Origin of the sequence: Methylobacterium goesingense (genome assembly GCF_022179225.1) — a bacterium.
Taxonomy (GTDB): domain Bacteria; phylum Pseudomonadota; class Alphaproteobacteria; order Rhizobiales; family Beijerinckiaceae; genus Methylobacterium; species Methylobacterium goesingense.
The window spans coordinates 26,847-50,625 of the sequence record NZ_BPQL01000061.1 but is presented as its reverse complement, the minus strand read 5'-3'; the positions used below and the strand labels follow the sequence as shown (position 1 = coordinate 50,625).

The 23,779-nt window shown below is 67.9% G+C and carries 23 protein-coding genes; 10 read left to right on the top strand and 13 right to left on the bottom strand.

Going from position 1 to position 23,779, the window contains the following annotated elements; genetic code table 11:
• The 10 genes from MFF30_RS11730 to MFF30_RS11685 all read right to left on the bottom strand — a co-directional run.
• Positions 1–689, bottom strand: a 689-nt coding sequence (locus tag MFF30_RS11730) for a VWA domain-containing protein (protein ID WP_238279581.1), incomplete at its 3' end; no start/stop codon positions are given.
• Positions 686–1,267 carry an MxaK protein gene (locus MFF30_RS11725; RefSeq protein ID WP_238279587.1) on the bottom strand — a complete coding sequence of 194 codons (582 nt, stop codon included), beginning with the start codon at positions 1,265–1,267 and terminating at the stop codon, positions 686–688. The genes MFF30_RS11730 and MFF30_RS11725, both read right to left, overlap by 4 nt.
• Positions 1,268–1,326: 59 nt before the next feature.
• Complete coding sequence (locus MFF30_RS11720; protein ID WP_238279580.1) at positions 1,327–2,430, bottom strand: vWA domain-containing protein; 1,104 nt, start codon at positions 2,428–2,430, stop codon at positions 1,327–1,329.
• Entirely contained in the window at positions 2,427–3,374 is a 948-nt protein-coding gene (locus tag MFF30_RS11715; RefSeq protein ID WP_238279579.1) for a nonribosomal peptide synthetase MxaA, read from the bottom strand. The genes MFF30_RS11720 and MFF30_RS11715 overlap by 4 nt, the downstream gene beginning before the upstream one ends.
• Before the next feature lie 8 nt (positions 3,375–3,382).
• Positions 3,383–4,240 (bottom strand): DUF58 domain-containing protein, encoded by an 858-nt coding sequence (locus tag MFF30_RS11710; protein ID WP_238279578.1) that lies wholly within the window; start codon positions 4,238–4,240, stop codon positions 3,383–3,385.
• The gene (locus tag MFF30_RS11705; protein WP_238279577.1) at positions 4,237–5,268 is read right to left on the bottom strand and encodes an AAA family ATPase; all 1,032 of its coding nucleotides are present in this window, start codon (positions 5,266–5,268) and stop codon (positions 4,237–4,239) included. The genes MFF30_RS11710 and MFF30_RS11705 overlap by 4 nt, the downstream gene beginning before the upstream one ends.
• A gap of 153 nt (positions 5,269–5,421) precedes the next feature.
• Entirely contained in the window at positions 5,422–5,712 is a 291-nt protein-coding gene (locus tag MFF30_RS11700; RefSeq protein WP_238279575.1) for a methanol dehydrogenase [cytochrome c] subunit, read from the bottom strand.
• Positions 5,713–5,813: 101 nt separating this feature from the next.
• On the bottom strand, positions 5,814–6,407 hold the full coding sequence (moxG, locus tag MFF30_RS11695; protein WP_238279574.1) for a cytochrome c(L), periplasmic: 594 nt from the start codon (positions 6,405–6,407) through the stop codon (positions 5,814–5,816).
• 112 nt (positions 6,408–6,519) lie between these two features.
• Positions 6,520–7,368, bottom strand: coding sequence for a methanol oxidation system protein MoxJ (moxJ, locus tag MFF30_RS11690; protein ID WP_238279572.1), 849 nt, complete (start codon positions 7,366–7,368; stop codon positions 6,520–6,522).
• Positions 7,369–7,501: 133 nt separating this feature from the next.
• Entirely contained in the window at positions 7,502–9,385 is a 1,884-nt protein-coding gene (locus MFF30_RS11685) for a methanol/ethanol family PQQ-dependent dehydrogenase (RefSeq protein ID WP_238279571.1), read from the bottom strand.
• Positions 9,386–9,820: 435 nt separating this feature from the next.
• Here MFF30_RS11685 and MFF30_RS11680 point away from each other — a divergent pair, with 435 nt between their 5' ends.
• On the top strand, positions 9,821–10,069 hold the full coding sequence (locus MFF30_RS11680) for a hypothetical protein (protein ID WP_238279570.1): 249 nt from the start codon (positions 9,821–9,823) through the stop codon (positions 10,067–10,069).
• Between the two features lie 28 nt (positions 10,070–10,097).
• Positions 10,098–10,928: a trypsin-like peptidase domain-containing protein gene (locus tag MFF30_RS11675; RefSeq protein ID WP_238279569.1), complete on the top strand. Its 831-nt coding sequence runs from the start codon at positions 10,098–10,100 to the stop codon at positions 10,926–10,928.
• A gap of 126 nt (positions 10,929–11,054) precedes the next feature.
• Here MFF30_RS11675 and MFF30_RS11670 read toward each other — a convergent pair whose 3' ends face one another.
• Together MFF30_RS11670 and MFF30_RS11665 are read right to left on the bottom strand one after the other, a co-directional pair.
• Positions 11,055–12,122, bottom strand: coding sequence for a spore photoproduct lyase family protein (locus tag MFF30_RS11670; protein WP_238279568.1), 1,068 nt, complete (start codon positions 12,120–12,122; stop codon positions 11,055–11,057).
• A gap of 36 nt (positions 12,123–12,158) precedes the next feature.
• Positions 12,159–12,989, bottom strand: a complete 831-nt coding sequence (locus tag MFF30_RS11665) for an SHOCT domain-containing protein (RefSeq protein WP_238279567.1) — start codon at positions 12,987–12,989, stop codon at positions 12,159–12,161.
• Between the two features lie 238 nt (positions 12,990–13,227).
• Here MFF30_RS11665 and glgX point away from each other — a divergent pair, with 238 nt between their 5' ends.
• The 3 genes from glgX to MFF30_RS11650 all read left to right on the top strand — a co-directional run bounded on the left by glgX (position 13,228) and on the right by MFF30_RS11650 (position 17,640).
• Complete coding sequence (gene glgX, locus MFF30_RS11660; protein ID WP_238279566.1) at positions 13,228–15,504, top strand: glycogen debranching protein GlgX; 2,277 nt, start codon at positions 13,228–13,230, stop codon at positions 15,502–15,504.
• Between the two features lie 179 nt (positions 15,505–15,683).
• Positions 15,684–17,300, top strand: a complete 1,617-nt coding sequence (locus MFF30_RS11655) for a histidine kinase famiy protein (RefSeq protein WP_238279565.1) — start codon at positions 15,684–15,686, stop codon at positions 17,298–17,300.
• 16 nt (positions 17,301–17,316) lie between these two features.
• Positions 17,317–17,640 (top strand): plasmid stabilization protein, encoded by a 324-nt coding sequence (locus MFF30_RS11650; RefSeq protein WP_238279564.1) that lies wholly within the window; start codon positions 17,317–17,319, stop codon positions 17,638–17,640.
• 360 nt (positions 17,641–18,000) lie between these two features.
• Here MFF30_RS11650 and MFF30_RS11645 read toward each other — a convergent pair whose 3' ends face one another.
• Entirely contained in the window at positions 18,001–19,212 is a 1,212-nt protein-coding gene (locus tag MFF30_RS11645; protein WP_238279562.1) for an NADP-dependent isocitrate dehydrogenase, read from the bottom strand.
• A gap of 410 nt (positions 19,213–19,622) precedes the next feature.
• On the opposite strand from MFF30_RS11645, the gene MFF30_RS11640 reads away from it, so the two are divergent.
• From MFF30_RS11640 to MFF30_RS11620, 5 genes are all read left to right on the top strand, one after another.
• Entirely contained in the window at positions 19,623–20,885 is a 1,263-nt protein-coding gene (locus MFF30_RS11640) for a TadE/TadG family type IV pilus assembly protein (protein ID WP_238279561.1), read from the top strand.
• On the top strand, positions 20,882–21,472 hold the full coding sequence (locus MFF30_RS11635; RefSeq protein WP_238279560.1) for a TadE/TadG family type IV pilus assembly protein: 591 nt from the start codon (positions 20,882–20,884) through the stop codon (positions 21,470–21,472). Before MFF30_RS11640 ends, MFF30_RS11635 begins: the two co-directional genes overlap by 4 nt.
• Before the next feature lie 113 nt (positions 21,473–21,585).
• The gene (locus MFF30_RS11630) at positions 21,586–22,167 is read left to right on the top strand and encodes a TadE/TadG family type IV pilus assembly protein (RefSeq protein ID WP_238279586.1); all 582 of its coding nucleotides are present in this window, start codon (positions 21,586–21,588) and stop codon (positions 22,165–22,167) included.
• A gap of 96 nt (positions 22,168–22,263) precedes the next feature.
• Entirely contained in the window at positions 22,264–22,812 is a 549-nt protein-coding gene (locus MFF30_RS11625) for a formaldehyde-activating enzyme (protein WP_238279558.1), read from the top strand.
• Between the two features lie 85 nt (positions 22,813–22,897).
• On the top strand, positions 22,898–23,728 hold the full coding sequence (locus tag MFF30_RS11620) for an RNA methyltransferase (RefSeq protein ID WP_283205892.1): 831 nt from the start codon (positions 22,898–22,900) through the stop codon (positions 23,726–23,728).
• The last annotated feature ends 51 nt before the right edge of the window (positions 23,729–23,779 follow it).

Sequence of the window (23,779 nt, the reverse complement as noted above, 5' to 3'; positions counted from 1 at the left end):
TCGCGGCTCTCGGCATCGGCCGGGGGCGGACCGAAGCGGTTCTCCTGTTGGACCTCGTCCGCCCGGTAGAAGCCGGTCTCGCGGCCCCGGTCGTTGAAGCGCGGAATCGGCGAGAGGCCGGCGGCTCCGGCCCCGACGATGAGGCCCTTCACGGCGCCGGCCTTGCCTTCGAAGGCCGGGCCGCCGCTGCTCGGCAAAGGCGGCGCTTCCTGCCCGTCCGTGATGAAGACGAGGTCGGTGCCGAGTTCCTCCGCAAGGGCGATGCTACGGAACAGGCCGGCGGAGATCCGGCTGTCGCCCTCCCAGGCCATGCGCCAGTCGATCGCCTCCAGCGCCCCGTCGATGGGCGCGAAGCCCGCGCAGGTCTCGATGGGTGTGAACAGCAGGAAGGGCCGGCGCTCGGTGAAAAGGCCGAGGGCGAAGCGCGAGCCGCAGGGCAGGCCGGCCACGAGGTCGCGGAGCGCCGCCTTGGCGGTTTCCAGGCGGCTCGCGGGCTGCCCGTCGGGATCGGCATAGTCGCGCACGTTCATGCTGCCGGTGATGTCGACGACCGCCAGGACCGCGACCCCGTCGCGGGTCAGGACCAGGGGGCGAGCCGCGAAGGTGAGGGCCACCAGCGTGAGGGCGCCGGCCAGGAGGCGCAGGCGCCCATCCGCGAGATTGCGGGCAACCAGGCGCGACAGGCTCATGGCTGGCCCCGCGGCTGACCCGGAATGTCGGTCCAGATCTTCTTCGGCTCGGCCTTCAGCTCATCGCCGGACTTGCGGTCGAAATCGGGAAAATCGCGCAGGAGGCGCGAGGCCACGTCGAGGTTGAACTTCGCGTCCCAGAAATCCGGCCGGCCCTGGAGCGCCCGCCGGTATTCCTGGCGCGCGAGGGTGATGCGGGGGCCGGCCGGGTCGAGGTCCCCGCGCTCCAGAAGATCGAAGGCTTGGCGCAGATGCGCGTTGGCGAGGGCGTAGCGGGCGCGGGCGGCGCGCTCCACTTCGCCGGCCCGGTCGAGGGCCTCGATCAGCGGCTCGATCGCCTCCACCGCCCCACGCCGGGCCAGGTGCTGGACGCGGGCGAGGAGGAGCGCGGGGGCCGCGTCACGGGGGACCGCGACGTCGTTCCCCCCGGCGAGCGACCGGATCGCGGCGTTGTCGCGCGTGATCCGCCAGGCCCCCGCGAGGAGGCCGAGGGTGACGGCGAGCATCAGGAGCGGCAGGGCAACGATGATGAGCGGGCGCGCCCGCCCCCAGACCCGTCCGAGACCAAGCCGGAACATCCCGGCACCGATCCCGCCCGTGGGCGGGAAGCGGCGCGCCGGCGCGGTGGCGAGCGTCGTCATGCGGCGAACCTCGGGGGGACGGCGGGATCGGTCGCGGACTTGCCGGTCGGGAGCTTGCCGTTCGCGAGCTTTTCGGTCGCTCGCGCGACGACGGGGACGGGGCGGGTCCGGCGCAGGTCGGCCTCGCAGAGCTTGGCACCCACGAGGATCGCGAGGCCGAACAGGCTGAGGCCATAGGCGAGGCCCGCGAGATCCCGGCGCGGGCGCTGCTCGGTATAGGGGATCGGGTCGCGCTCCAGGCGCTCGATCTGCGCGATGGCATCGGCTACTGCGTCGGCGCCCTCGGCCTCGAAGGCCCGGTAGGGCGTGCGCAGGCTCTTGAAGAACAGGTCGAGATGGCGCTCCGGCGCGGCCTGCGGTGTATCCTCGCCGGACGGCCGGTCGGAGATCGAGGGCGATCCCTTGGTGCGCAGGAAGAGCCAATAGAGGTTCGGATGCAGCCGGGTGAACGCGGCCCGCAAAGTGTCCTGCACGCGCGGGTCGATGACTGCCGCCCCGTCCGACACCAGCAGCAGAGCGCGGGAGGTGGCTGGGCTGGCCGGGCCGAACTGTGACAGGCCCATGGCGAGGCCGCGCGCGATGTTGGTGTAGTCGAGTCCCGGCCGGTCGATGGCCGCGATCGCGGCCCGCACCGCCGCATGGCGATCGGTCATCGGCACCACGAGCATCGGCGCCGTCGAGAAGGCCGTGACGGCGAACTGGTCATGCGCCCGGCTGCCCACGAAGGCGGCGAGCAGGCGGCGCGAGGCGGCGGCCTTCGATTCCTCGATTCCGGAGGGCTGCCGCCCCGCGAAGGTCTCGTTCATGCTGCCCGAGCGGTCGATCAGGATCGAGACCTGGGCGCCGATTCCCATCCGGGTCAGGGTCTCACCCTGACGGTATGGGCCGGCGAGCGCCAGGATCAGGGCCGCGATGGCGAGGATGCCGCTTGCACGCAGGGCCCAGCCGAGCGCCCGCGAGAGCCCGTCGGCCGGCCCGGCCGCAATGGCGGCCACCGGTGTGATGCGCTGGGCGGAGGTCAGCAACGGGAGCAGCGCGAGGGGCAGGAGCCAGAAGAGAGCCGGATGGTCAGCGGAGAGGCGGGCGAGGGCGTTGCTCATGCGGCGCGCTCGGCGCGTGCGAGGCGCTGGCCGAGGGACGCAAGGTCCCCGAGCGAGAACGCGTCGTGGCCGGCGCCCGGTCCGAAGAAGGTCCGCCGCGAGGCCTCGAAAAAGCGGGCTAGCCCCGCCGCCTCCCCGCGATAGGCCGGATGGGCGTCTAGGAAGCCGGGCAGGTCGTCGGCGAGGAGGCGCCGGCCGGCGGCGGCGTCGATGGCATGGTGGAGCGCCAGGAGCGCGTCGCGTTGGCCGGTCGCCGCCTCCGGCTCGCGGGCGAGGGCGCGAAGGCGCCGGGCGGCGATCGCGAAGGGGCGCCCGCGCCGGGCACGGAACGGCCACCAGGTCCGGTCGCGGGCGAGCCCCGCGAACCCCAGCAGGGCGAGGGCGGCAGAGCCGGCGGCCCCCATCAGGAAGGCGCGCGGATCGCCGGGGCCGACCTGCCCGTCGGGGCGCATGTAGTCTCGCGGATCGTCCCGGGCGGGGGGTTGCACCTCCCGCAAGGGCGAGACGTTGAAGGACCAGGGCGGCACTTCGGCCTTCGCGGTGGTGGCGCCGTGCTCGCTCTCGCTGACGAAGGTGACAGTGAAGCCCGGGATCTCCAGGGTGCGAGCGTCAAGGGCGGCGTAGAAGTTCTGGTAAGTCAGGGCGAGGCGCACGCGCCGGGCATCGCCCATGTCGGACTGCGACACGGAGACGGTGCGCAGATCGAGCCAGTAAGTCAGGGCGCCGGGCTGCGGCAGGGACGCCGCCTGGACCCGGAAGCCCGGCTCCACCACGAGATCGACCTGGGCCTGGACGAGATCGCCGAGGAAATAGCCGAAGGGACGCGGCGTCCGCACCTCCACCCCGCGCACCTGCGCCTCCGCCGGGGCGGGGAGGGCGAGGCAGGCGGCGAGGAGCACGAAGCGGCCGGTTCGGAGAACGGGACCGTCTGGGAGGATCGTCATGCGCCCCTTCATGTGCCGAGGAGGTGACGGCTGACCGCGTCGGGATCGAAGCGGCCGGCGAGGCGAAAGGGCGGACGCCCATGGCGCGTCGCGACACGCCGCAGGGTCTCGGCCCGCTCCGCCTCGCGGGCGATCCAGCGCCGACGCAGGCTCGGTCGCATGAACACCACCCGGCGGCCGGCGCCCTCCAGATCGTCGAGTTCGAGAAGACCCCAGTCCGGCAGGCCCTCGCTCTCGGCGGCATCGCCGAGCACGACCGGAACGAGGTCGTAGCCGCTCAGGGACGCGAAGACCCGCGTGATCAGCGCCTCCGGCCACCGGAAATCGGAGATCAGGAAGACGATCTTCGGGCGCCCGTCGAGGCGGTGGGCGGCCTCGGCCATTCCCTCGGCGCCGGTCCCGGTGCAGGCCGTGCCAGCGAGGCGGCGCGCGACCTCGGCGGCACGGCCGCGTCCCCGGCTCGCGGGCAGGAACACGTCCTCTCGCACCGCCGCGTCACAGCCGATCAGGCCGAACGGGTCGCCGATCCGGGTCGCGGAGGCGGCGAGCCCGGTGCAGAAGGTGGCTGCCAGGGCCATGCGGTCGGCCTCGCCGGAGAAGCGCATCGAGGCGGAGAGGTCGAGGAGCGCCCAGACTTCCACCAGGGTGCGCGCCTCGAAGCGCCGCACATAGGTGCCCTCGAAGGGGTCGCGCAGGGTGGCGCGTACGTCCATGCGGCGCGCATCCGGCATGCGCAGGAACGGCACCTGATCGCGGAACGTGCCGAGGCCACCGGCCTCGCGCCCGCGATGGGCGCCGGGGCGGGTGCCGGGCAGGCGCCCACGTGGCCGGTAGACGATGTCGGGCTGATCGGCAGGCTCTGTCATGGGGCCGGCACGGTCTCGAACACCGCCCGGACGAGGTCGGGCACGATGCTGGCCCGGCGCATCTCGTAGATCGGCTCCAGGAAGACCCGGTGTCCCATGATCTCGGGAAAGATCGCCCGGATGTCCTCGGGCACCATCCAGTCGCGCCCCTCCAGCCAGGCCCGGACGCGGGCGGCGCGGACCAGGAAGGCGACGCCGCGCGGCGAGGCCCCGCCCTGGACCAGGGCCTCCATGTCGATGCCGGGGAGACGGATCCCGGCGTCTCCCGGCCGCACCAGCGCCTCCCAGAGCCCAATGACGTAGGCCTCGATGGCCGGGCTCGCCTGGATGCCGTGCTGGATCGCGGCGGCGATGCCGGGGAGGGCGGCGTGGTCGAGGACGGCGCCCGGGATGGCGGCGATCAGCGCGTCGGTGTCGTGGAAGCGTGGGTCGAAGACCAGGGCGCGGCGGGCCCCGGCGTCGCGGGGCGCCTCCAGGCCGATCTCCATCAGGAAGCGGTCGCGGGCGGCGGCCGGCAATTCGAAGGTCTCCTCGCGCTCGACGCGGTTGCGGTCCGCGAACACCTGGAGGTTGGGAAACCGGTACTCGCGGTTGAACGCGGTCAGGGTGCGCTCGGCCATGAGGCGCAACAGCAGGGCGTGGACCTGGGGGCGGGCCCGGTTGATCTCGTTGAAGAAGAAGATCGACAGGTCCTCGGATCGCCGCAGGACCGGTCCGGGCTCGACCCGGGGGCGACCGTCATCGGCGAGATAGGTGTGGTAGACGAGGTCGGTCGGCATCATGTCGACGGTGCCCTCCACGCGCTCGTAGGCCCCCCCGAGGGCGCGGGCCACGGCGCGCAGCAGCGTGGTCTTGCCGACGCCGACATCGCCTTCGAGCAGCACGTGGCCGCGCGCGAAGAGCGCGATGGTGAGGAGCCGGATTGCGCGGTCCTGCCCGAGCACTGCCCCGCCCACCGCGGCCTCGAAGCGGCCGGCCGCCGCGCGCCAATCGGTGAGCATCGCATCGCCGGAGCGGAACTGGTTCATGAAGCCTGCCTTGGGGGAAACGACCGCGACCGTCGCGGTACCGGACGCGCGGTCGTCCCGAGGGTCGTCCGAAGGATCGGTGCCTTGTCACGCGGTGCGGACCTCGGTGGGACGCGCCCAGCGAGGTCCAGTGTCCGGTGACGGTCGGTGCGTTCAGTTGGACGACAGCTTGGTGACGTCGTACTCGAACTTGCCGGTCTTCTTGGCGGCCTCGATGCGCTTCTTGTTGCGCTCTTCCATGGCCTTGATCGACTCGGACTGCTTGTTCAGTTCCTTGGGGTCGTGCTTGGGATCGTACTTGGTGCCGGCGATCTTCTCGGGGAACCCGGGCTTGGCCTCCCAGCAATTGCCGGCCGCCTTGCACTTCGTGCCGTCATAGGCCTGGGCCGGCATCGCGAGCAGCGCACCCGCACCGATCGCCAGGGCCGTGATGAGTGTCCGCATGGTCGTCTCCTCCATCTGATCGTTGTTGCGGCTTTGCCGTTTCGTGCTTCACGGATCGACACCGTGGCGGGCTCCACGGCGCGCCGTGACTTCCTCGGACGCTACTCCGCCAGCGGGGGACACTGGCCCTTGACGTCCTTGGGGAAGGTCTCGCCCTGCTTGTAGGGCGTGTAGTTCTTCTTCTGCGCGTCGGTGAGCCAGACGGCATCCTTGACGGGACCGGTATAGAGATGTCGGATCCAGGCGATGACCTGGAGCATCTCGTCGGGCGTCAGGTTCTCGTTGTGCGGACCCATCATGCCGTTGGCGCCGCCGAAGATCGTGGCGAACAGGCCGGTGTCCTCGGTGTTGGCCGGATAGGTCCAGTAATTGTCGTTGAGACCCGGTCCGAGCTTGCCCTCGGCCAGGTGGCCGTGACAGCCGGAGCACGAGGTGGCGAAGAGAGACTCGCCGTTGCGCAGGCAGGACTTGTCGTCGATGTAGGCATTATTGCCGGATTGGAAGAACTGCTTGACCGCCGGGGTGTCGCGGCCACCCTCCTTGCCCTCCGCGACGTTGAGCTGCTCACCCGTGACCGTGTTGCGAAAGACGAAACCGGTCTGGGGGCCGGCGGCGGGCTGCGCCAGGGCCGCGACGCCGCCGAGAACGGCGGCGAAGCTGAGGCAGATGGCCAGGATGCCGTGGGACTCACGCATGAATTCGACCTGATGACGCCGGACGGCTGACCGGCCGGGCGGGGCTGGACCGGGTGCCCATCGGGACACCGGCGAGGGATCGGATCTCGGCGCGGACGCGTCGCGCGCCGCTTCAGTTGGTGACGGGGACGAGGGGCACGCCGTCCTGCGCCAGGATCGCTTCGATCTTCGGCCTCGCCTTGACGATCGCCGCATCGAGGGCGGCCTTCAGGGCGGCATCGTCCCGTCGCACGCCCATGGACTGATCGAAGCTCTGGGGCATCTTCCGGCCGTCGCTGCGGGTGGTGTCGTCGGGCACGAGGGTCATGCGCAGGGGTTGGGCCGAGTCCTTCACGTAGCGGGCGACGTCCGGGCCGAAGGCGACCGCCACGTCGGCCTTGCCGGTGGCGACCTCGCTGACCATCCGGGCCGGATCGATCTGCGTGTAGGTGTTGCGGGCCGCGCGGAAGTTCACCAGCGAGTAGAGGTAGGCCATGTCCTCCTCGTAGCGGCCGATATCCTTCAGCATGACCTCGCCGGGGGTACCGAAGCCGACCACCATGTGGTCGACGGTCTTGAGGCGCGGGTCCGCCCAGGACTTTACGTCGAGGTCGCGGTCGGCGCGGGTGATGAACACGTAGCCGCTGCGGTAGTACGGCTTCGTCGTGAGCACCCGCTGGTCGTCGCTGTCGAGGCCGACCACCACGTCGCAGAGCTTCTTGTCCAGGCTGTCGCGCACGAGGTAGATCGCCGCCTTATCCGACCAGACGAACTCGGCCTTGCGCCCCATCGCTTCGGCGATCGACGCGGCGATGCGGTTCTCGAGGCCGCTGCCGTCCTTGAGCGAGAGCGGCGGCTGGTTGGCGGCGCAGACCCGCAGTGTCTTGCCGTCGGGCGCGGGCGTCGCGGCGCCTTGCGCGAACGCGACCCCGCCGAGAGCGAGAAGGGCCGCGACAGACAAACATCCTTTGGCGAAGGACATGGGAGCGTTTCCGTTCATCTCGATGGTCGGATTCTTTTTGGGACCGGGACGCGGCGCGTCGGGCGCTGCCCCCCTCCCCACGAAGGGGGAGGGGGGACACGCTCACGGTGCGGGCGCGGCCTTGGCGTGCCGCTTACTTCGCGGCCGCCGTCTGGTACTCGCCGACGCTCGGATCGTCGTAGGGGCCCTTGCCGTTCAGCGAGAACACCATCACGCCGCCGCCCATCTGGGTGTAGTTGGCGAGCTTCTTGAAGGCGCCTACCGCGCCGAGGCCAGCGGTCGGGTCCTGCAGGTCGAAGACCAGGCCGACGCCCGGCCAGCCGCCGACGCCGTAGTAGATCGCCACGTACTGCTCACCCTTGTGCGTGTAGGTGATCGGGTAGCCGATGGCGCCGGAGGGCATCTTGAACTTCCAGAGAAGGTCTCCGTTGTCCGAGTTGCGCGCCTTGATGTAGCCGTCGAGGGTTCCGTAGAAGACCAGCCCGCCGGCGGTGGCCGTCGTGCCGCCCCAGACGGCGAAGCGCTCCATCTTCTCCCATTTGAACTCGCCCGTGATGGCGTTGTAGCCCTTGATCTGACCCAGACCTTCGTAGTTCTGGCGATCGCCCTTCGGGCCGGGATACATGTTCAACGTGGCGCCGACGAAGAACTGACCGGCACGATAGGGCAGCATGAAGGGCTCCCAATCCATGCAGATGTGGTTGATACCCATGAAGAAGAGCTTCCGCTCCGGATCATAGGAATCGTGCCCCTGGTTGTGGTAGCCCATCGCCGAGGGACAGATGTCCTTGGCGAGGTGATCCATCCGGGTGCCGTATTCGGGATCACGGACGGGCTGGCCGGTCTTGAGATCCACCGATTTGAAGACGTTGACGGTGTCGTCGATCTTGTTGGCCGAGACCAGTGAACCATCGGTCCGGTCGAGGGTGTAGACGATGCCGTTGCGGTCCGGATGGGTCAGGAGTTTGCGGTCCTTGCCGTCCTTGTCCTTCTGGTTCGACAGCATCATCACGTTGACGCCGGCGTAATCCCACTCGTCGTGCGGGGTCTTCTGATAGCCGAACTTGGCCTCGCCCGTGTCGGCGTCGCGGCCAAAGATGGTCATCGTCCACTTGTTGTCGCCCGGACGCATGGTCTCGTTCCAGGGCGCCGGATTGCCGGTGCCGAAGTAGATCAGGTTGGTGCCGGGATCGTAGGCGTACCAGCCCCAGTTGGTGCCGCCGCCGATCTTCCAGGCATCGCCCTCCCAGGTGGCGGTACCGAGGCCCTTCTGGCCGTAATGGGCGTTGCGGATATTGAAGTCGTCGGCCAGCAAGAGGTCCTTGTCCGGGCCGGTGGCGTAGGCGCGCCAGACCTGCGCGCCGGTCTTCACGTCGTAGGCGGTCAGATACCCGCGTACGCCGAGTTCGGCGCCGGAGGAACCGATGATGACTTTGTCCTTGACCACGTAGGGCGCGATCGTCAGCGTCGAGCCGACCTTGATGTCGGAGTTCTCGACCTTCCAGACCGTCTCGCCAGTCTCCGCGTTGAGCGCCATGACGTTGCCGTCGAGCAGCGTCTTGAGGATGAGCGCCGGGGTCTTGCCGTCGCCGGGCCAGTAGGCGAGGCCGCGATTCACGAGATCGCAGCAGGCCACCGCGCGGGCGGCCGGGTTCTGCTTGGGCTTGTCCTGCCAGAGGATCTTGCCGGGATCGTCGAGGCCGAGGGCGAAGGTGTTATTCGGGAAGGAGGTGTGGATGTACATCTTGCCATCCACCACCACCGGGGCACCCTCGTGCCCGTTGAGGAGGCCGGTGGAGAACGTCCAGGACACCTTCAAGTCCTTCACGTTGCTCGTGTTGATCTGCTTAAGCTGGCTATAGTTGTCGGAGTCGTAGTTCTTACCGGGCATCACCCAGTTGGAATCGTCCTTCGCCATCTCGACGAGCTTGTCGTTCGCGAAAGCGATGCTCGTCAGGCCGAGGGGCGCCAGGGCGCCGATGGCCAGCAGTGAGACCGAGCCAAGAAACCTGTTCATCTGAACGTCTCCTTCCCTGATTGCCGCGTCCGTCGACCTTACGGTCCGGCGCCGCCTTTGATTTCACCGGGTCAGCAAAAGCATCCGCATCGATTTGCGAACACACTTGTATTTATAAGAAAACACTGAGATGAAGTGCTTCTTATGAAAGATTTATTACTGAACCCTTGGCTATTCATAAAAGCATTTGTCAGATGCGGTGTCTGCGGCCAGTTGGCCTTTTTTTGCCGGGAGCAAGTGGCAATTTTGAAAGTGCGATCCGGAACAGATCAAATGGAGATTTACTTTTAAGCGTAGCGTGGAAAGATCGAATTGACAGTCCGGTCCCGTCAGACCGAATGTGACACCCACCGGAAGGCTCACCCGTCACGCAAGAGACTTGGCAACATGGTCCGTCATCTTAGATTTTTCTTATTTTGTACCATCGGATGCGCCATGCCCGTGCAGGCCGCACGGCTGACTCTGGACGATCCGGTCTCGAACTGGCCGCGTACACCCACGACCGACAAGGTCGATTTCGCGACCCGAATGGGCAAAGCATTCTCGAGCCTGTCACCGCAGCTCGACATGAATTATTTCATCCGTTGCTTGGAAGAGACCGCCAATATTGGTAATCCCCGCGACACGAAACTTGAGCAGGCGGTGAAGATCTGCGTCTCGGTCCACCAGAAGGCCGACGAATAGCCGCCCGGCGGACAGGAGCAGCGTCGCGATGCCATGCGTCCGGACAGAAAGAGGGCCGCCTGCCTGGATCCGCGCCTGCCTCGGGCTGATCTTCGCGGGGTGGGCCGGAACCGCCGGCGCGGAGGGAGAGCGTCTGGCGGCGCTCTATCCGCAGGACGGTCGCCGCGAGTTGAAGGGCGCGGATTACGACCAGTATCCGGGCGCCGGCATCCTGTTCTGCCGGGCGGACGGCATTCCCCGCAAGGCGGCCGCCGCCTGGCTCATCGGCAATCAACGCCTCGTGGTGCTCAACGCCCACAACTTTCGCAGCCGGCACCTGGAGCCGACGCGGGAGGTCGCCGACTGCTTCTTCCAGATCGCAGGGCGGAACTACGAATTCGCGCCGGAAACGCTGCACCTCGGTACCGTGCCGGGGGCCATGTCCCTGCACATTACCGACGATTGGGCCCTCGTGGATCTCGCGCAGGCGGCCGAGGACGTTCGCCCGCAGCCGGTCCCGGCTGATCCGACCCTGCAAACCGGCAGCGAGGCCGTACCCATCGTGATGGTGTCACCGGGGGGCCATGCGAATTACCCCGGCCAGAGCAGCCTCGAAGCCTGTTCGATCCGCCAGATCGATCCGCCGAGCGAGGACGCGATCCGTCGCGTCCGCCACGATTGCAACAACGGCTTCGGCGGCTCGGGCTCGGGCCTGTTTGACACGAGCGGCCGCCTCATCGCCCTCCACAGCGCATCTCTGTCGATGAACTCACGCCGCGCCTTCGACATCGAGTACCATTACGGCTCGGCCCTGATGTTCGAAGGGGCGTTGCTGGATGCCATCCGCGCGCGCCTCACCTCGACTTCGAAGGTCCGCTAGATTTCGGCATCGGTGAAGCGGCGCTCCGGCCGGACCGCGATATCCCGCCGGCTGCGATGGAGGACCTTGCTTCAGGCAATGGTCCCGCGTCCGGCACTTCGCGCGCGGCCCCGAACCCTCTCGCTCTCAGAACGCGTAACGCACCGTGCAGTACGGCATGCGCTCCGCGAGCAGGGCTTTGAACCGGGCGAGCCATTTGCCCTTCCAGCCGGTGCGGTAACGCAGGTTCGCGCCGCCGCCCTCGGAGACCTTGGCCTCCTGAATGTCCGGGCGCCAGAGCAGGTCCTCGGCCTTGGGGTGCCAGCCGAGATTGACCGCGTGCAGGTCGGCGTTGTGCGTGAGGAGGATGATCTCCGCCTTCAACTGGGCGCGGGCCGCCGGGCCGATCGCGCCGTCGACGGCATCGAACAGGGCGCACCAGTCCGCTTCCCAGCCCTCGTAGAGGATCACCGGCGAGAAGTTGAGGTGGACCTCGTAGCCGGCGGCCACGAAGTCGTCGATCGCGGCGATGCGCTCGGGGATCGGCGCGGTGCGCACGTCGACGATACGGGCGATGCGCTCCGGCATCAGCGAGAAGCGGATGCGAGTCTTGCCCTGCGGGTCGTAGGCCAGGAGATCGCGGTTCACCGCCTTGGTGGCGAAGGACGCCTTGGCGTTCGGGATGTCCCGGAACAGCGCCACGAGGTCCCGCACCGTGTCGCTCACCATCGCGTCCACCGAGAGGTCGCCGTTCTCGCCGAGGTCGTAGACCCAGAGAGCGGGATCGATGGTATCGGGCGTACCGAGCGGGCCTTGGCGGGCGGCGTGCCGGACGATCGCGGCGGCGATCGCCTCGACGTTCACGAAGACCGAGATCGGGTTGGCGAAGCCCTTGCGGCGCGGCACGTAGCAGTAGGCGCAGGCCATGGCGCAGCCGTTGGAGGTCGAGGGCGCGATGAAGTGGGCGCTGCGCCCGTTCGGCCGCATCGCCAGCCCCTTCTTCACGCCGAGGACCAGGGTGGAGCGCTTGATGCGCACCCAATCCTCCACCGAGCCGGCATTGCCGTGCAGGCTCGGGATGTTCCAGTGCGAGGGCACCACGATGCGCTCGGCCCCCGGGAACCGATCCAGGATCTCCCGCCCACGCGAAAAATCCGGCACCGCCGGCTCGTGGTAGATGGTGGTGACGTCGAGGAGATCGCGGGGCCGGGCCATGGTCCCGCTTCAGATCGGGCGCCGGAGCCGCCGGGACTAGAGGCGGGCCAGCAACTCGGCCTTCTTCGACGCGAATTCCGTCTGATCGAGGATGCCACGGCGGTGCAGGTCGGCCAGGCGCTCGATCGTCCCCAGGATGTCGTCCGCCCGGCCAGCGGGGGCTGCCGAGGGCGCGTGTGCCCCGGACTCCGACGGCAGGGACTCGAGCGGCGAGGCCCCGCCCGAGGAAGACCAGCCCGACGAAGACCCGCCCGACGAAGACCCGCCCGGTGAAGGCTCGAACGGTGCGGGCTCGAACGGCTGAGCCTCGGGCGCCACGTCCGAGGCCCCCTCGGAGATGGCCCCGACCCCGTCGACACGCTTCAAGCTGGCGAGGTCGACCGCGCCGTCGCGTCCGGAGAAGCGCAGGCTCGACGTGCCGCCCTGCTGCTGGGCGACGCCGCTGATGTCGTAGCCTTCCGTGTCGTAGAGCGCGACCCGGCCGTCCGTTTCCACGGCGAGGCGATGCAGGGCCGGGAAATAGGCGTAGCGCATCCCGTTCTGCGAACCCGACGTGGCGGGCGGTCCCCATTCGGCCGGCCAGTGCGCTGAAGCCGGCCGGGGCTCGGCCCAACCCGTCGCCGGAAGGGAGGAGGCGAGATCGGCGCAGAGAGCGCTCACACGAGTCTTCAACCCGGTGTTGAACATATCGCCGATCATCGTCATGCCGCCGCTGGTCCACTGCCCGAAGCCACCGAGGTCGGGATGGTCGAACTGCGCCATGCGCCCCTGGCCCGCCTCCAGGGACCGGACGAGATGGCGGACTGCATCGAGACTGAATCCGTGGCGCTCCGCGATGCTCTGCAAGGCGTTGGGATGCTCGGTCATGCGGGGCTCCTCGTGGGGTTCGCCGCAGCGCGGCGGTTAGCATCAGTCATGCCGCATGTGCGAGTGCCAGGAAAGACGGGAGGTCGAAGGCATGCCCGTCCGGGCACCGGCTTGCGCAGCGCAAAAAGTTTCCGACCCGGCGGACCTTCCGCCGAAGCGTGAGCGTTGCCGTCGTGATTTTCAGGGCCTGGGCATCGCCGATGCCCGGGCTTGCGTCGAGAACGCTTCCGGAGCGCAAATGGCCGACACGACTTCTCCCGCCGATCGCGCGAGCCCCCAGAGCCGCAGCGCCCGCTCGCGCATCAAGGAGGGATCGCCCTATCCTCTCGGCGCGAACTGGGACGGCCTCGGCGTCAACTTCGCGCTCTTCTCCGCCAACGCCACCAAGGTGGAGCTCTGCCTGTTCGACGATGACGGCGTGAGCGAGATCGAGCGCATCGAACTGCCCGAGTACACGGACGAGATCTGGCATGGTTACCTGCCCGACGCGCGCCCGGGCACGATCTACGGCTACCGCGTGCACGGCCCCTACGAACCCAAGGCCGGCCACCGCTTCAACCCCAACAAGCTGCTCATCGACCCCTACGCCAAGGGACTCGTCGGCTCCATCACCTGGAACCCGGCCCTGTTCGGCTACAAGATGGAGACGGGCGACGACCTGAGCTTCGACGACCGCGACTCCGCGCCCTACACCCGGCGCTCGCGCGTCATCGACTCGGCCTTCACCTGGGGCCGGGACCGCAAGCCCCACGTGCCGTGGGAGAAGACGATCTTCTACGAGACCCACGTGAAGGGTTTCACCAAGCTGCACCCGGCCGTGCCGGAGAAGCTGCGCGGCACCTATGCGGGCCTCGGCACCCCGGCGGTGCTCGACTACATCAAGAGCCTCGGCGTCACTTCGGTGGAGCTCCTGCCGGTCCACGCCTTCGTGCAGGACGACTACCTGCAGGAGAAGGGGCTGGTTAACTACTGGGGCTACAACACCATCTCGTTCTTCACCCCCGCCCGGCGCTACGCGGCGGTGCCGGACTTCGCCTTCTCCGAGTTCAAGGAGATGGTGGCCCGCATGCACGGCGCCGGCCTCGAGGTGATCCTCGACGTGGTCTACAACCACACCGCCGAAGGCAACGAGAAGGGACCGACCCTCTCCTACAAGGGCGTCGACAACGCGTCCTACTATCGCCTGATGCCCAAGGAGCCGCGCTACTACATCAACGACACCGGCACCGGGAACACTTTCAACCTGTCGCACCCGCGCGTGCTGCAGCTCGTGACCGACTCGTTGCGCTACTGGGCCACCGAGATGCGGGTGGACGGCTTCCGCTTCGACCTCGCCACCATCCTGGGCCGCGAGCCGCACGGCTTCGACGAGGGCGGCGGCTTCCTCGACACCTGCCGACAGGACCCGGTGCTGAACGCCGTCAAGCTGATCGCCGAGCCCTGGGATTGCGGCCCGGGCGGCTACCAGGTCGGCGGCTTCCCCCCGGGCTGGGCCGAATGGAACGACCGTTTTCGCGATGACGTGCGCGGCTACTGGCGCGGCGACGAAGGCAAATTGCCGGATCTCGCCGCCCGCCTCACCGGCTCGGCCGACAAGTTCAACAAGCGCGGGCGTAAGCCCTGGGCCTCGGTGAACTTCCTCACCGCCCATGACGGCTTCACGCTGAACGACACGGTGTCGTACAACGAGAAGCACAACATGGCCAACGGCGAGGACAACCGGGACGGCCACTCGCACAACCTCTCGAACAATTACGGCGCCGAGGGACCGACGGACGATCCGGAGATCCGCGCCATCCGCCTGCGCCAGATGCGCAACATGCTGGCGACCCTGTTTCTGTCTCGCGGCACCCCGATGCTGCTGGCGGGCGACGAATTCGCCCGTACCCAGAACGGCAACAACAACGCCTATTGCCAGGATAACGAGATCTCCTGGCTCGACTGGGAGGCGATCGGCCCGGAGGAGCGGGATCTGGCCGAGTTCACGCAGCGCCTGACCCTGCTGCGCGAGGCCCTGCCGATCCTGACGCGCGGGCGCTTCCTGACGGGCGCCTACGACGAGGAGTTCGGCGTCAAGGACGTGACCTGGCTTCGCCCGGACGGCGGCGAGATGTCCCCGGAGAACTGGACGCAGGGCGATGCGCGGGCCATCGCAGTTCTGCTCGACGGCCGGGCCCAGGCCTCCGGCATCCACCAGCGCGGCGGCGATGCCACCCTGCTGCTGCTCTACAACGCCTACCACGACCTCGTGTCGTTTACGTTGCCGGAATCCGTGGGCGGCGTGGGCTGGACCCGGCTCCTCGACACGAACCTGCCCGACAGTCAGGACGTGGTCAGCAAGCCCATCGGCGCGACCTACGAGGTCACCGGGCGCTCGATGCTGATGTTCGTCCTGAAGCCCGAGGAGGTGGACGGGGTCGAGGCTACCGACATGGAGCGCTCCTACCAGCACGTCATGCAGGCCTTCGAGCGGGCCAACGTGAACAGCGTTCGCTTCGAGATGAAGCAGCGCTGATGCGCCGTGCCGCGCGCCGGTCCTGGCGCGCGGCGTTCCCGGGGCGCGGTGGTTCACGCCGGGTTGCGCGCGCAGCGCCTCTTTCGCGGGAAACCCGGACGGCACTGGGCGTTTGAAGACGAGCAGGGGCTCACGGGGCACAAGGCCGCCGATAAACCCACCGATGTGATGGCGCGACCATGAACGAGACGCCGAACCGCCCGCCGGCGGGTGACAGCCGCGCCGGGGGCGCCAGCCCGGCGAGCGGCGCTCCGGCCGACCCGGCGACGGCCTTCTTTTTCGCCTCGGTCGCGGCTTCCCGCATGCCGATGGTGGTGAGCGATCCGCGCCGGCCGGACAACCCGATCATCTTCACCAACGATGCCTTCCTGGCGATGACGGGCTACGGCCGGGACGAGGTCCTCGACCGCAACTGCCGCTTCCTCCAGGGACCGGAGACCGACCGCGCCGTCGTGCGCGAGCTCGCCCGCGCCGTCGCGGCCCGCGAGAACGTCGCCACCGAGATCGTCAACTATCGCAAGGACGGCTCGCCGTTCTGGAATGCCCTCTTCGTCTCGCCGGTCTACGACGCGGACGGCGCGCTGGTGTACTTCTTCGCCTCGCAGCTCGACGTCTCCCGCCGGCGCGATGCCGAGGAGGCCCTCGGCCAGGCCCAGAAGATGGAGGCGCTGGGCCAGCTCACCGGCGGGATCGCCCACGACTTCAACAACCTGCTCCAGGTCATCGTCGGCTACGTCGACATACTGGGCGCCGGGCTCGACGATCCCGATGCCGACAGGAACCGGCTGCGGCGCGCCACGGATAACATCCGCACGGCCGCCGAGCGCGCCACCACGCTGACGCAGCAATTGCTCGCCTTTGCCCGCAAGCAGCGGCTCGAGGGGCGCTCGGTGAACCTCAACGCCCTGGTCCAGGGCATGGGCGATATGGCGGCCCGGACGCTGGGCGAGGCCATCACGATGGAGCGCGAGCTCGCACCCAATCTCTGGAACTGTCGGGTCGACCCGAACCAGGCGGAGGTCGCCCTCCTCAACGTCTTCATCAACGCCCGCGACGCCATGCCGGACGGCGGCCGCCTTCGCATCACCACGCAAAACCAGGCGTTCGGCGCGGAAACGGGCGGCGGCCTGGCGCCGGGCCGCTACGTCACGGTGAGCGTCGCCGATTCCGGCAGCGGCATCCCCGCCCATGTGCTGACCCGCGTGATGGACCCGTTCTTCACGACCAAGGAGGAGGGCAAGGGCACGGGCCTCGGCCTCTCGATGGTCTACGGCTTCGCCAAGCAGTCGGGCGGCCTCGCGCGCATCGAATCGACCCTCGGCGAAGGCACCGTGGTGCGGCTCTCTTTCCCGGCCACCGAGCAGGACGAGGCGGACACCAAGACCGAGGTGCTGGCGGTGGCGGACGGGACGGGCACGGAGACGATCCTGATCGTGGACGATCGGGAGGACGTGGCCGAGCTCGCCCGCACCATCCTGCGCGACTTCGGCTACACCACGCTGATGGCGGGGCACGGGCGCGAAGCCCTCGACATCCTCGAGGGCGGCGGCACGGTGGACCTGCTGTTCACCGACCTCATCATGCCCGGCGGCATGAACGGAATCGCGCTGGCCCGTGAGGCGCAAGCGCGGCGCCCGGGCCTGCGCGTTCTGCTCACCACGGGCTACGCCGAGGCCAGCCTGGAGCGAACCGATGCGGGTGGCTCGGCGTTCGATCTCCTGAACAAGCCCTATCGCCGGACAGACCTGATCCGGCGCGTCCGGGCGGTCCTCGACGGACCGGCCGTATTGGGCTGAACATCGGAGGTCTGCGATGGCCCAGGGCGACAAATCGAAATACACCGACAAGCAGCGCCGTAAGGCCGAGCACATCGCCGAATCCTACGAGGCGCGCGGCGTGCCCGAGCCGGAGGCCGAGGCGCGGGCCTGGGCCACGGTCAACAAAGATGACGGTGGCGGCAAGAAGCCGGGCGGCTCGGGACGGGGCAAGGCCAGCGACCACCCGGCTGCGCATCGCGGCGGCGCGATCGGCGGCAAAGCCTCGGCCGCGCGCACGCCGGAGGAACGCTCGGCCTCCGCGCGCAAGGCCGCCGCCACCCGCAAGCGGAATGCGGACGCCGCGCGGCACGCGCCTTGAGCGAGGTGTGCGACCTTTCCGGATGGGGCACGCCCCCACCCGGGTTATCGGAGGCACGCAGTTCGATCGGTCTGATCGCTGTTCGCGACAGCGTCGACATCCCCGGGGCCGCGAAGCGGAACCCGGTATCCAGAGCCGCCGACAGGACTCCCTCTTGCCATCGTAGTGGGCCTGGATTCCGGGTTCGCCTGCGGCGCCCCGGAATGACACAGATCGATGGCAGGGCCGAAGGCCCCTCGGAGGGCCTTCGCAGATGCATGGATACGCGGGGCGCTGCGTAAGGTGCCCGCGCCGGCGGGCGTCGGACGGAGGCGTCACCCAAACGACGCCACCGCCAACGCTGCCCTGCTCGCGACCGCCTCAGGCCATCGCGGTCTTGAGGTGCTGGTCCACCTTGTCGAGGAAGCCCGTGGTCGAGAGCCACTTCTGATCGGGACCGACGAGGAGGGCGAGGTCCTTGGTCATGAAGCCGGCCTCGACGGTGTCGACGCAGACGGTCTCCAGGGTGGTGGCGAACTTGGCGAGCGCCGCGTTGTCGTCGAGCTTGGCACGATGGGCGAGGCCACGGCTCCAGGCGAAGATCGACGCGATGGAGTTGGTGGAGGTCTCCTTGCCCTTCTGGTGCTCGCGGTAATGGCGCGTCACCGTGCCGTGGGCGGCCTCGGCCTCGACGGTCCGGCCATCGGGGGTGAGGAGCACGGAGGTCATCAGGCCCAGCGAGCCGAAGCCCTGCGCCACCGTGTCGGACTGTACGTCGCCGTCGTAGTTCTTGCAGGCCCAGACGTACCCGCCGGACCATTTCAACGCCGAGGCCACCATGTCGTCGATCAGGCGGTGCTCGTAGGTGATGCCGGCGGCGTCGAACTTCGCCTTGAACTCGCTCTGGAAGACCTCCTCGAACAGGTCCTTGAAGCGCCCGTCATAGGCCTTGAGGATGGTGTTCTTGGTGGACAGATAGACCGGATACTTGCGGTTCAGGCCGTAGTTCATCGAGGCGCGGGCGAAGTCGCGGATCGAGTCGTCGAGGTTGTACATCGCCTGGGCGACGCCGGGGCTCGGGAACTTGAAGACTTCCCGCTCGAAGACGGTGCCGTCCTCGCCCTCGAACTTGATGGTCAGGCGGCCCTTGCCCGGCACCTTGAAGTCGGTGGCCTTGTACTGGTCGCCGTAGGCGTGGCGGCCGACGACGATGGGCTGCGTCCAGCCCGGAACGAGGCGGGGCACGTTCTGGCAGATGATCGGCTCGCGGAAGATGACGCCGCCCAGGATGTTGCGGATGGTGCCGTTGGGCGACTTCCACATCTCCTTGAGGCCGAACTCCTTCACCCGCGCCTCGTCCGGGGTGATGGTGGCGCACTTCACGCCGACGCCGTGGCGCTTGATCGCCTCGGCCGCCTGCACGGTGACCTGGTCGTTGGTGGCGTCGCGGTGCTCGACGCCGAGGTCGTAATATTCGAGATTCAGGTCGAGATAGGGGTGGATCAGCTTGTTCTTGATCTCGCTCCAGATGATCCGGGTCATCTCGTCGCCGTCGAGTTCGACGACCGGGTTCGCAACCTTGATCTTTTCCATTGCGCTTCAAGCCTTCCGCGTAAGATCCGCACCACCCATGCAAGGATTGCCCCACGCGGGACCCACCACCCTCACGAGCCGTCCGGCCGTGCCGGGGTCATAGCGCGGGCACGAAAGGGGGGGAAGGCGCGCCGGCGGATCGATCGCATGACAGCAACGGCAACTTGTCAGCGGACCGCGCGCTCTGTACCCGCCCGGTCCCGCCGCATGACCGAACTCAATTCGCGTCCCGCCCCGATCTTCGGCAACGAAGAGTAAACCAAACAGAGATAATCAAACGCCCGACATCGTCGAATAACGGATGAGTCTCTGAATCCCGGTTCATTGGACGCATCATTTTTTAACGTCGAGGCCGCGTTCATGGGTCGTCACGAACGGCGTATACGCCACCCAGAAGCGGTCCCCGCCCCATGAACACCCTGTCGAAGCGCTTTAAGTCGGACCGGCGTGGATCGATCCCGATGATCTTCGCCGCAGCCCTCGTTCCGATCCTGGGACTGACCGGCGGCGCCATCGATTACGGACGCTCCGTCGTCGACAAAGCTCTCCTGGACAATGCCATGGATGGGGCCATCATCCTGGCGGCGCGCGCCGCCCAGGATGCGGACGCCAAGGGCATGACGGATGCCCAGATTATCGATTACGCGCAGAACGTCGGCCTGAAGGCGTTCAACGCCACCGCGAAGCTGCCAAACGGTACCGTTCCCACGCTCGTCGTTTCAATCAGCAACCGGGCCGTCAGGGTCGTCGGCGACTACACGTCCAAGACCGACACGACGATCCTCAAGGCAGCGGGTTACAACCAGATCCAACTCTCCGGCCACGCGGAATCGGCCGTTGATCTTTCGCCGATGGTGGACATCTACCTGCTGATCGACGTCTCGGGTTCGATGGCCCTCGGCGCGACCCAGGCCGACGTCGACAAGCTGAACGCGGCGTTCGGATGTGCCTTCGCCTGTCATGACGGCGCCAAGGTCAAGGGAACGAACTTCGATTCCTACGAATGGGCGGTCCGGAACGGCATCACACTGCGGACGCAGGAGGTGAACAAGGGCATCACCGACTTCGTGACCTGGCTGAAAACCCAGACCTCCTCCTCCAAGCGAATCCGGGTCGCGACCTACACCTTCAGCAACGACCTGGCGAAGCTGGTCAGCACAACGTCCGACCTCAACTTCGCCCTGACCAACCTGCCCCAGGCGCCCAACACCTCCGACGAATATGCGGGCGCCACGCACTTCAAGGAGATCATGCCCGGATTTGCCGCCGAGGTCGGTAAGGCGGGTGACGGGAAGAGCGCACCGAAGAAGCTCGTGATTGTCGCGACCGACGGCGTCCAGGACCCGTCCCGCTCCTGGACGTGGGACACGAAGCTGCGCACGCAGGTGGCGCCGTTCAGCCCCACCTCCTGTCGGCTGATCGACCCCTCGGTCTCCGTGAGCGTCCTCTACGCGCCCTACCTGAAGATGAGCTACGACTGGGGCTATCAGGCGACGCTTGGCGCCCCGAGCCTGGTCAATGGCTCCGGAACGCGGTTCGACGACATCGTCCCCCAGCTCACCGGGTGCGCTTCCACGCCGGACCTTTTCGTGAACGCCGCGTCGACGTCGTCGATCGGGTCGGCGTTCGTGTCGATCTTCCAGAAGTTCACGCAGGTTCGGCTGGCGCGATGAGAACGACATCGGCGCAGTGGGCGTTCCTGCGCGACGAACGCGGTGCCTCGGCGGTCGAGTTCGCGATGGTCTGTCCGATCTTCCTCGCGGTCGTCGGCGCGGCCCTTCAGATGATGCTGATGTTCCTGGTGAGCCAGAACCTCGATACGGGGCTGCAATCGACCGTGCGCACCCTCGTGACGGGGCAATTCCAGAGCGAGAACAGCGCCAACAAGGATAAGACGGCACTGATCGGCAAACTTCGCAAGCAACTCTGCAACAACACCGGGGTCGCGGCAGCCGCCTTCTTTAACTGTAACGACGTAATTCTCGATGTTCAGGTCGTCGATACCTTCGCAGGCGTCACAGGCGCCAACGGGAGTGCCCTCGATCCATCGACGGGCAACTGGCGCGCCGGTTTCGGTACCGCCTACACCTGCCCGCAACCGAGTAAGATCGTCGTGGTGCGTGCGGCCCTGAAATACGCGGTCTTCTTCAGCATGATGAACGCTGGCATCAAGTCGTTCGGCGACGGCAGCGCCCTCATCCAGTCCAACGCCGTTTTCCGGGTCGAGCCCTACCAGTCGGATTCGTCGAGCGCGTGCTGAGAACCGTGATCATGATCCGTCGCCCTCGAGATCCGGGGTCCGCGCCCCTGGAAAGGTCCCCGACGCCGATCCGGCGCCTGCGAGACTTGGCCACGGACCGGCATGGCGTGGCGATGATCGAATTCGCCCTCGTGCTTCCCGTTCTGCTGGTGCTGCTCCTGGTGGGAGCCGAACTCGTGAACGCGGTCGAGAACCGCCGGAAGGTCGTGCAACTGGCCCGCACCCTGGCGGACCTGACATCGCTCGGTGACGCGACCAACCCCGTCACCGCCGCGACGATGAGCAACATCTTCGACTCGTCCTCCGTGGTGCTCGCGCCGTTCAGCGCGACGGGCGTTCAGATGAAGGTCAGCGCGGTCGGGATCCCCCTCATCGGACCGCTGACCACGGCTTTCGTCTGCTCGAGCGCGGCGCGAAACGCGACGCAGCGTAATCGCGGCCTCACGGCGGACATCGCGGTTCCGGTCCAGTATCAGTTCAACGGCGCGCGCTGGATCTACGCCGAGGTCACGATGAGCTACCAGCCGATCCTCGGCGCGACGCCGATGGCGCTGCTGCCCGGATTGAATACGGCCTTCCAGTGGACGGAGACCGTGAGTTGGGCCGTCCGGGGCGGGGCGGCGGTAATGCCGAACACGCAGCTCGAAGTCGTGCTCCCGGGCGGCAATGCGTGCCCGGCGACCTTCGCCGGCTGAGCGCGGACCTCGCACAGCCCGATCCGGGGCTGGACAATGCCGGTCCGATCGGGACTCTGCGCCTCCGATCAGCGACGCACAAGCGTGAGGAACCCCATGAGCGAACGCATCATCCTGCGGGCCGGCGAGGCCCTGGTGGCCGGCGGTCCGCCCAACACGGCGGCCGAGCCCGAGGTCATCATCGGCGAACTGGACGGGCCGGTAGGCACGGCGCTCGCCACCCTCACGGGTGACCAGGTGGTGGGCCACAGCCGGGTCTTCGCGCTCCTCAACACCGACATCATGGTGCGCCCGGTGACGCTCTGCGTCTCGAAGGTGAGCGTCACCGAGTCGAAATATACCTCGATCCTGATGGGCACGGTGCAGTTCGCCATCGCCAACGGCGTGCTCGACGCGGTGCGGGCGGGCTACATCCCCAAGGAAAAGGCCAATGATCTGGGCATCATCTGCTCGGTCTGGCTCAGCCCCGGGGTGATCGAGGCGGAGCGCGTCGATCACAAGGCGCTGTTCGACATCCAGCGCCGGGGCATGACGGAGGCGATCCGCAAGGCCATGACAAACGAGCCCTCGATCGACTGGCTCCTCGAGAACCAAGACAAGATCACCCACAAGTACTACCAGATGGGCCTCGACGATAAGATCTGAAGCAGCCCCGGCACCCGCGCGCGGGCCATCCCGATGGCCCGCGCGCCCCTTGGCGCGACCGCGCGCGCCATGCGAGAGGGCGGAGATGTCCTCCGTCCCCGACGATCCCCACGCGATCATGACCCAAGCGACACCCTCGACCCAAGCGACACCCCCGACCCAAGCGACGCCCGAGACCCAAGCGACGCCCTCCGCCGGCCCCGTCATCATTCTGGTCCAGCCGCAGCTTGCCGAGAACATCGGCATGACGGCGCGCGCCATGGCGAATTTCGGTCTGTCCGAGTTGCGCCTGGTGGCCCCGAAGAACGGCTGGCCGAAGAAGGGGGTGCGCGAGGCGGCCTCCGGCGCCACCCACATCCTCGACGCGGCCAGCATCCACGACACCCTGGCCGACGCGATCGCCGATCTGCACTACGTGCTAGCGACGACCGCCCGCGAGCGCGGCCAGATGAAGCGCGTGTTCGCCCCCGACGCGGCCATGCAGGACGTGGTCGCCCGCGAAGGCCAGCGCGTCGGCATCCTGTTCGGGCGCGAGCGCGCGGGCCTCGACAACGACGAGGTCTCGCTGGCCGACGCCATCGTGACCTTCCCGGTCGATCCCCGGTTCTCGTCGCTGAACCTCGCGCAGGGCGTCCTGCTGATGGGCTACGAGTGGCGCCGGGCGGCCGGCCTCTCGGTCCTGCCTTTCACGGGCGAGATGCTGTCGCCGCCCGCCACCCGCGAGGCGATGGCCTCCCTGGTCTCGACCCTGGAGGACCAGCTCGCCGCCGCCGGCTTCTACCCGCCGGAGAAGCGCGAGATCATCGCCCGCAACATGCGCGACATGCTCCACCGCATGGCCATGACCGAGCAGGACGTGCGCACGATGCGCGGCGCCCTGCGCGCGCTGGCGGCCCGTCGGACGCGGGCGGACTGACGGGGAGAACAATCGTCGCGACCTTAACGGCTGAACCATACTTCGCCGTTA

What these genes read in the sequence shown, in the direction of transcription:
- MFF30_RS11725 (WP_238279587.1), bottom strand. Translation starts at nt 1,267, where the DNA reads ATGTTCCGGCTTGGTCTCGGACGGGTCTGGGGGCGGGCGCGCCCGCTC.
- MFF30_RS11635 (WP_238279560.1), top strand. Translation starts at nt 20,882, where the DNA reads ATGAGAACGACATCGGCGCAGTGGGCGTTCCTGCGCGACGAACGCGGT.
- MFF30_RS11650 (WP_238279564.1), top strand. Translation starts at nt 17,317, where the DNA reads ATGGCCCAGGGCGACAAATCGAAATACACCGACAAGCAGCGCCGTAAG.
- MFF30_RS11630 (WP_238279586.1), top strand. Translation starts at nt 21,586, where the DNA reads ATGATCGAATTCGCCCTCGTGCTTCCCGTTCTGCTGGTGCTGCTCCTG.
- MFF30_RS11620 (WP_283205892.1), top strand. Translation starts at nt 22,898, where the DNA reads ATGTCCTCCGTCCCCGACGATCCCCACGCGATCATGACCCAAGCGACA.
- MFF30_RS11685 (WP_238279571.1), bottom strand. Translation starts at nt 9,385, where the DNA reads ATGAACAGGTTTCTTGGCTCGGTCTCACTGCTGGCCATCGGCGCCCTG.
- MFF30_RS11715 (WP_238279579.1), bottom strand. Translation starts at nt 3,374, where the DNA reads ATGACGATCCTCCCAGACGGTCCCGTTCTCCGAACCGGCCGCTTCGTG.
- MFF30_RS11710 (WP_238279578.1), bottom strand. Translation starts at nt 4,240, where the DNA reads ATGACAGAGCCTGCCGATCAGCCCGACATCGTCTACCGGCCACGTGGG.
- MFF30_RS11700 (WP_238279575.1), bottom strand. Translation starts at nt 5,712, where the DNA reads ATGCGGACACTCATCACGGCCCTGGCGATCGGTGCGGGTGCGCTGCTC.
- moxJ (WP_238279572.1), bottom strand. Translation starts at nt 7,368, where the DNA reads ATGTCCTTCGCCAAAGGATGTTTGTCTGTCGCGGCCCTTCTCGCTCTC.
- MFF30_RS11640 (WP_238279561.1), top strand. Translation starts at nt 19,623, where the DNA reads ATGAACACCCTGTCGAAGCGCTTTAAGTCGGACCGGCGTGGATCGATC.
- MFF30_RS11705 (WP_238279577.1), bottom strand. Translation starts at nt 5,268, where the DNA reads ATGAACCAGTTCCGCTCCGGCGATGCGATGCTCACCGATTGGCGCGCG.
- MFF30_RS11675 (WP_238279569.1), top strand. Translation starts at nt 10,098, where the DNA reads ATGCCATGCGTCCGGACAGAAAGAGGGCCGCCTGCCTGGATCCGCGCC.
- MFF30_RS11720 (WP_238279580.1), bottom strand. Translation starts at nt 2,430, where the DNA reads ATGAGCAACGCCCTCGCCCGCCTCTCCGCTGACCATCCGGCTCTCTTC.
- MFF30_RS11665 (WP_238279567.1), bottom strand. Translation starts at nt 12,989, where the DNA reads ATGACCGAGCATCCCAACGCCTTGCAGAGCATCGCGGAGCGCCACGGA.
- MFF30_RS11645 (WP_238279562.1), bottom strand. Translation starts at nt 19,212, where the DNA reads ATGGAAAAGATCAAGGTTGCGAACCCGGTCGTCGAACTCGACGGCGAC.
- glgX (WP_238279566.1), top strand. Translation starts at nt 13,228, where the DNA reads ATGGCCGACACGACTTCTCCCGCCGATCGCGCGAGCCCCCAGAGCCGC.
- MFF30_RS11670 (WP_238279568.1), bottom strand. Translation starts at nt 12,122, where the DNA reads ATGGCCCGGCCCCGCGATCTCCTCGACGTCACCACCATCTACCACGAG.
- MFF30_RS11680 (WP_238279570.1), top strand. Translation starts at nt 9,821, where the DNA reads ATGCCCGTGCAGGCCGCACGGCTGACTCTGGACGATCCGGTCTCGAAC.
- moxG (WP_238279574.1), bottom strand. Translation starts at nt 6,407, where the DNA reads ATGCGTGAGTCCCACGGCATCCTGGCCATCTGCCTCAGCTTCGCCGCC.
- MFF30_RS11625 (WP_238279558.1), top strand. Translation starts at nt 22,264, where the DNA reads ATGAGCGAACGCATCATCCTGCGGGCCGGCGAGGCCCTGGTGGCCGGC.
- MFF30_RS11655 (WP_238279565.1), top strand. Translation starts at nt 15,684, where the DNA reads ATGAACGAGACGCCGAACCGCCCGCCGGCGGGTGACAGCCGCGCCGGG.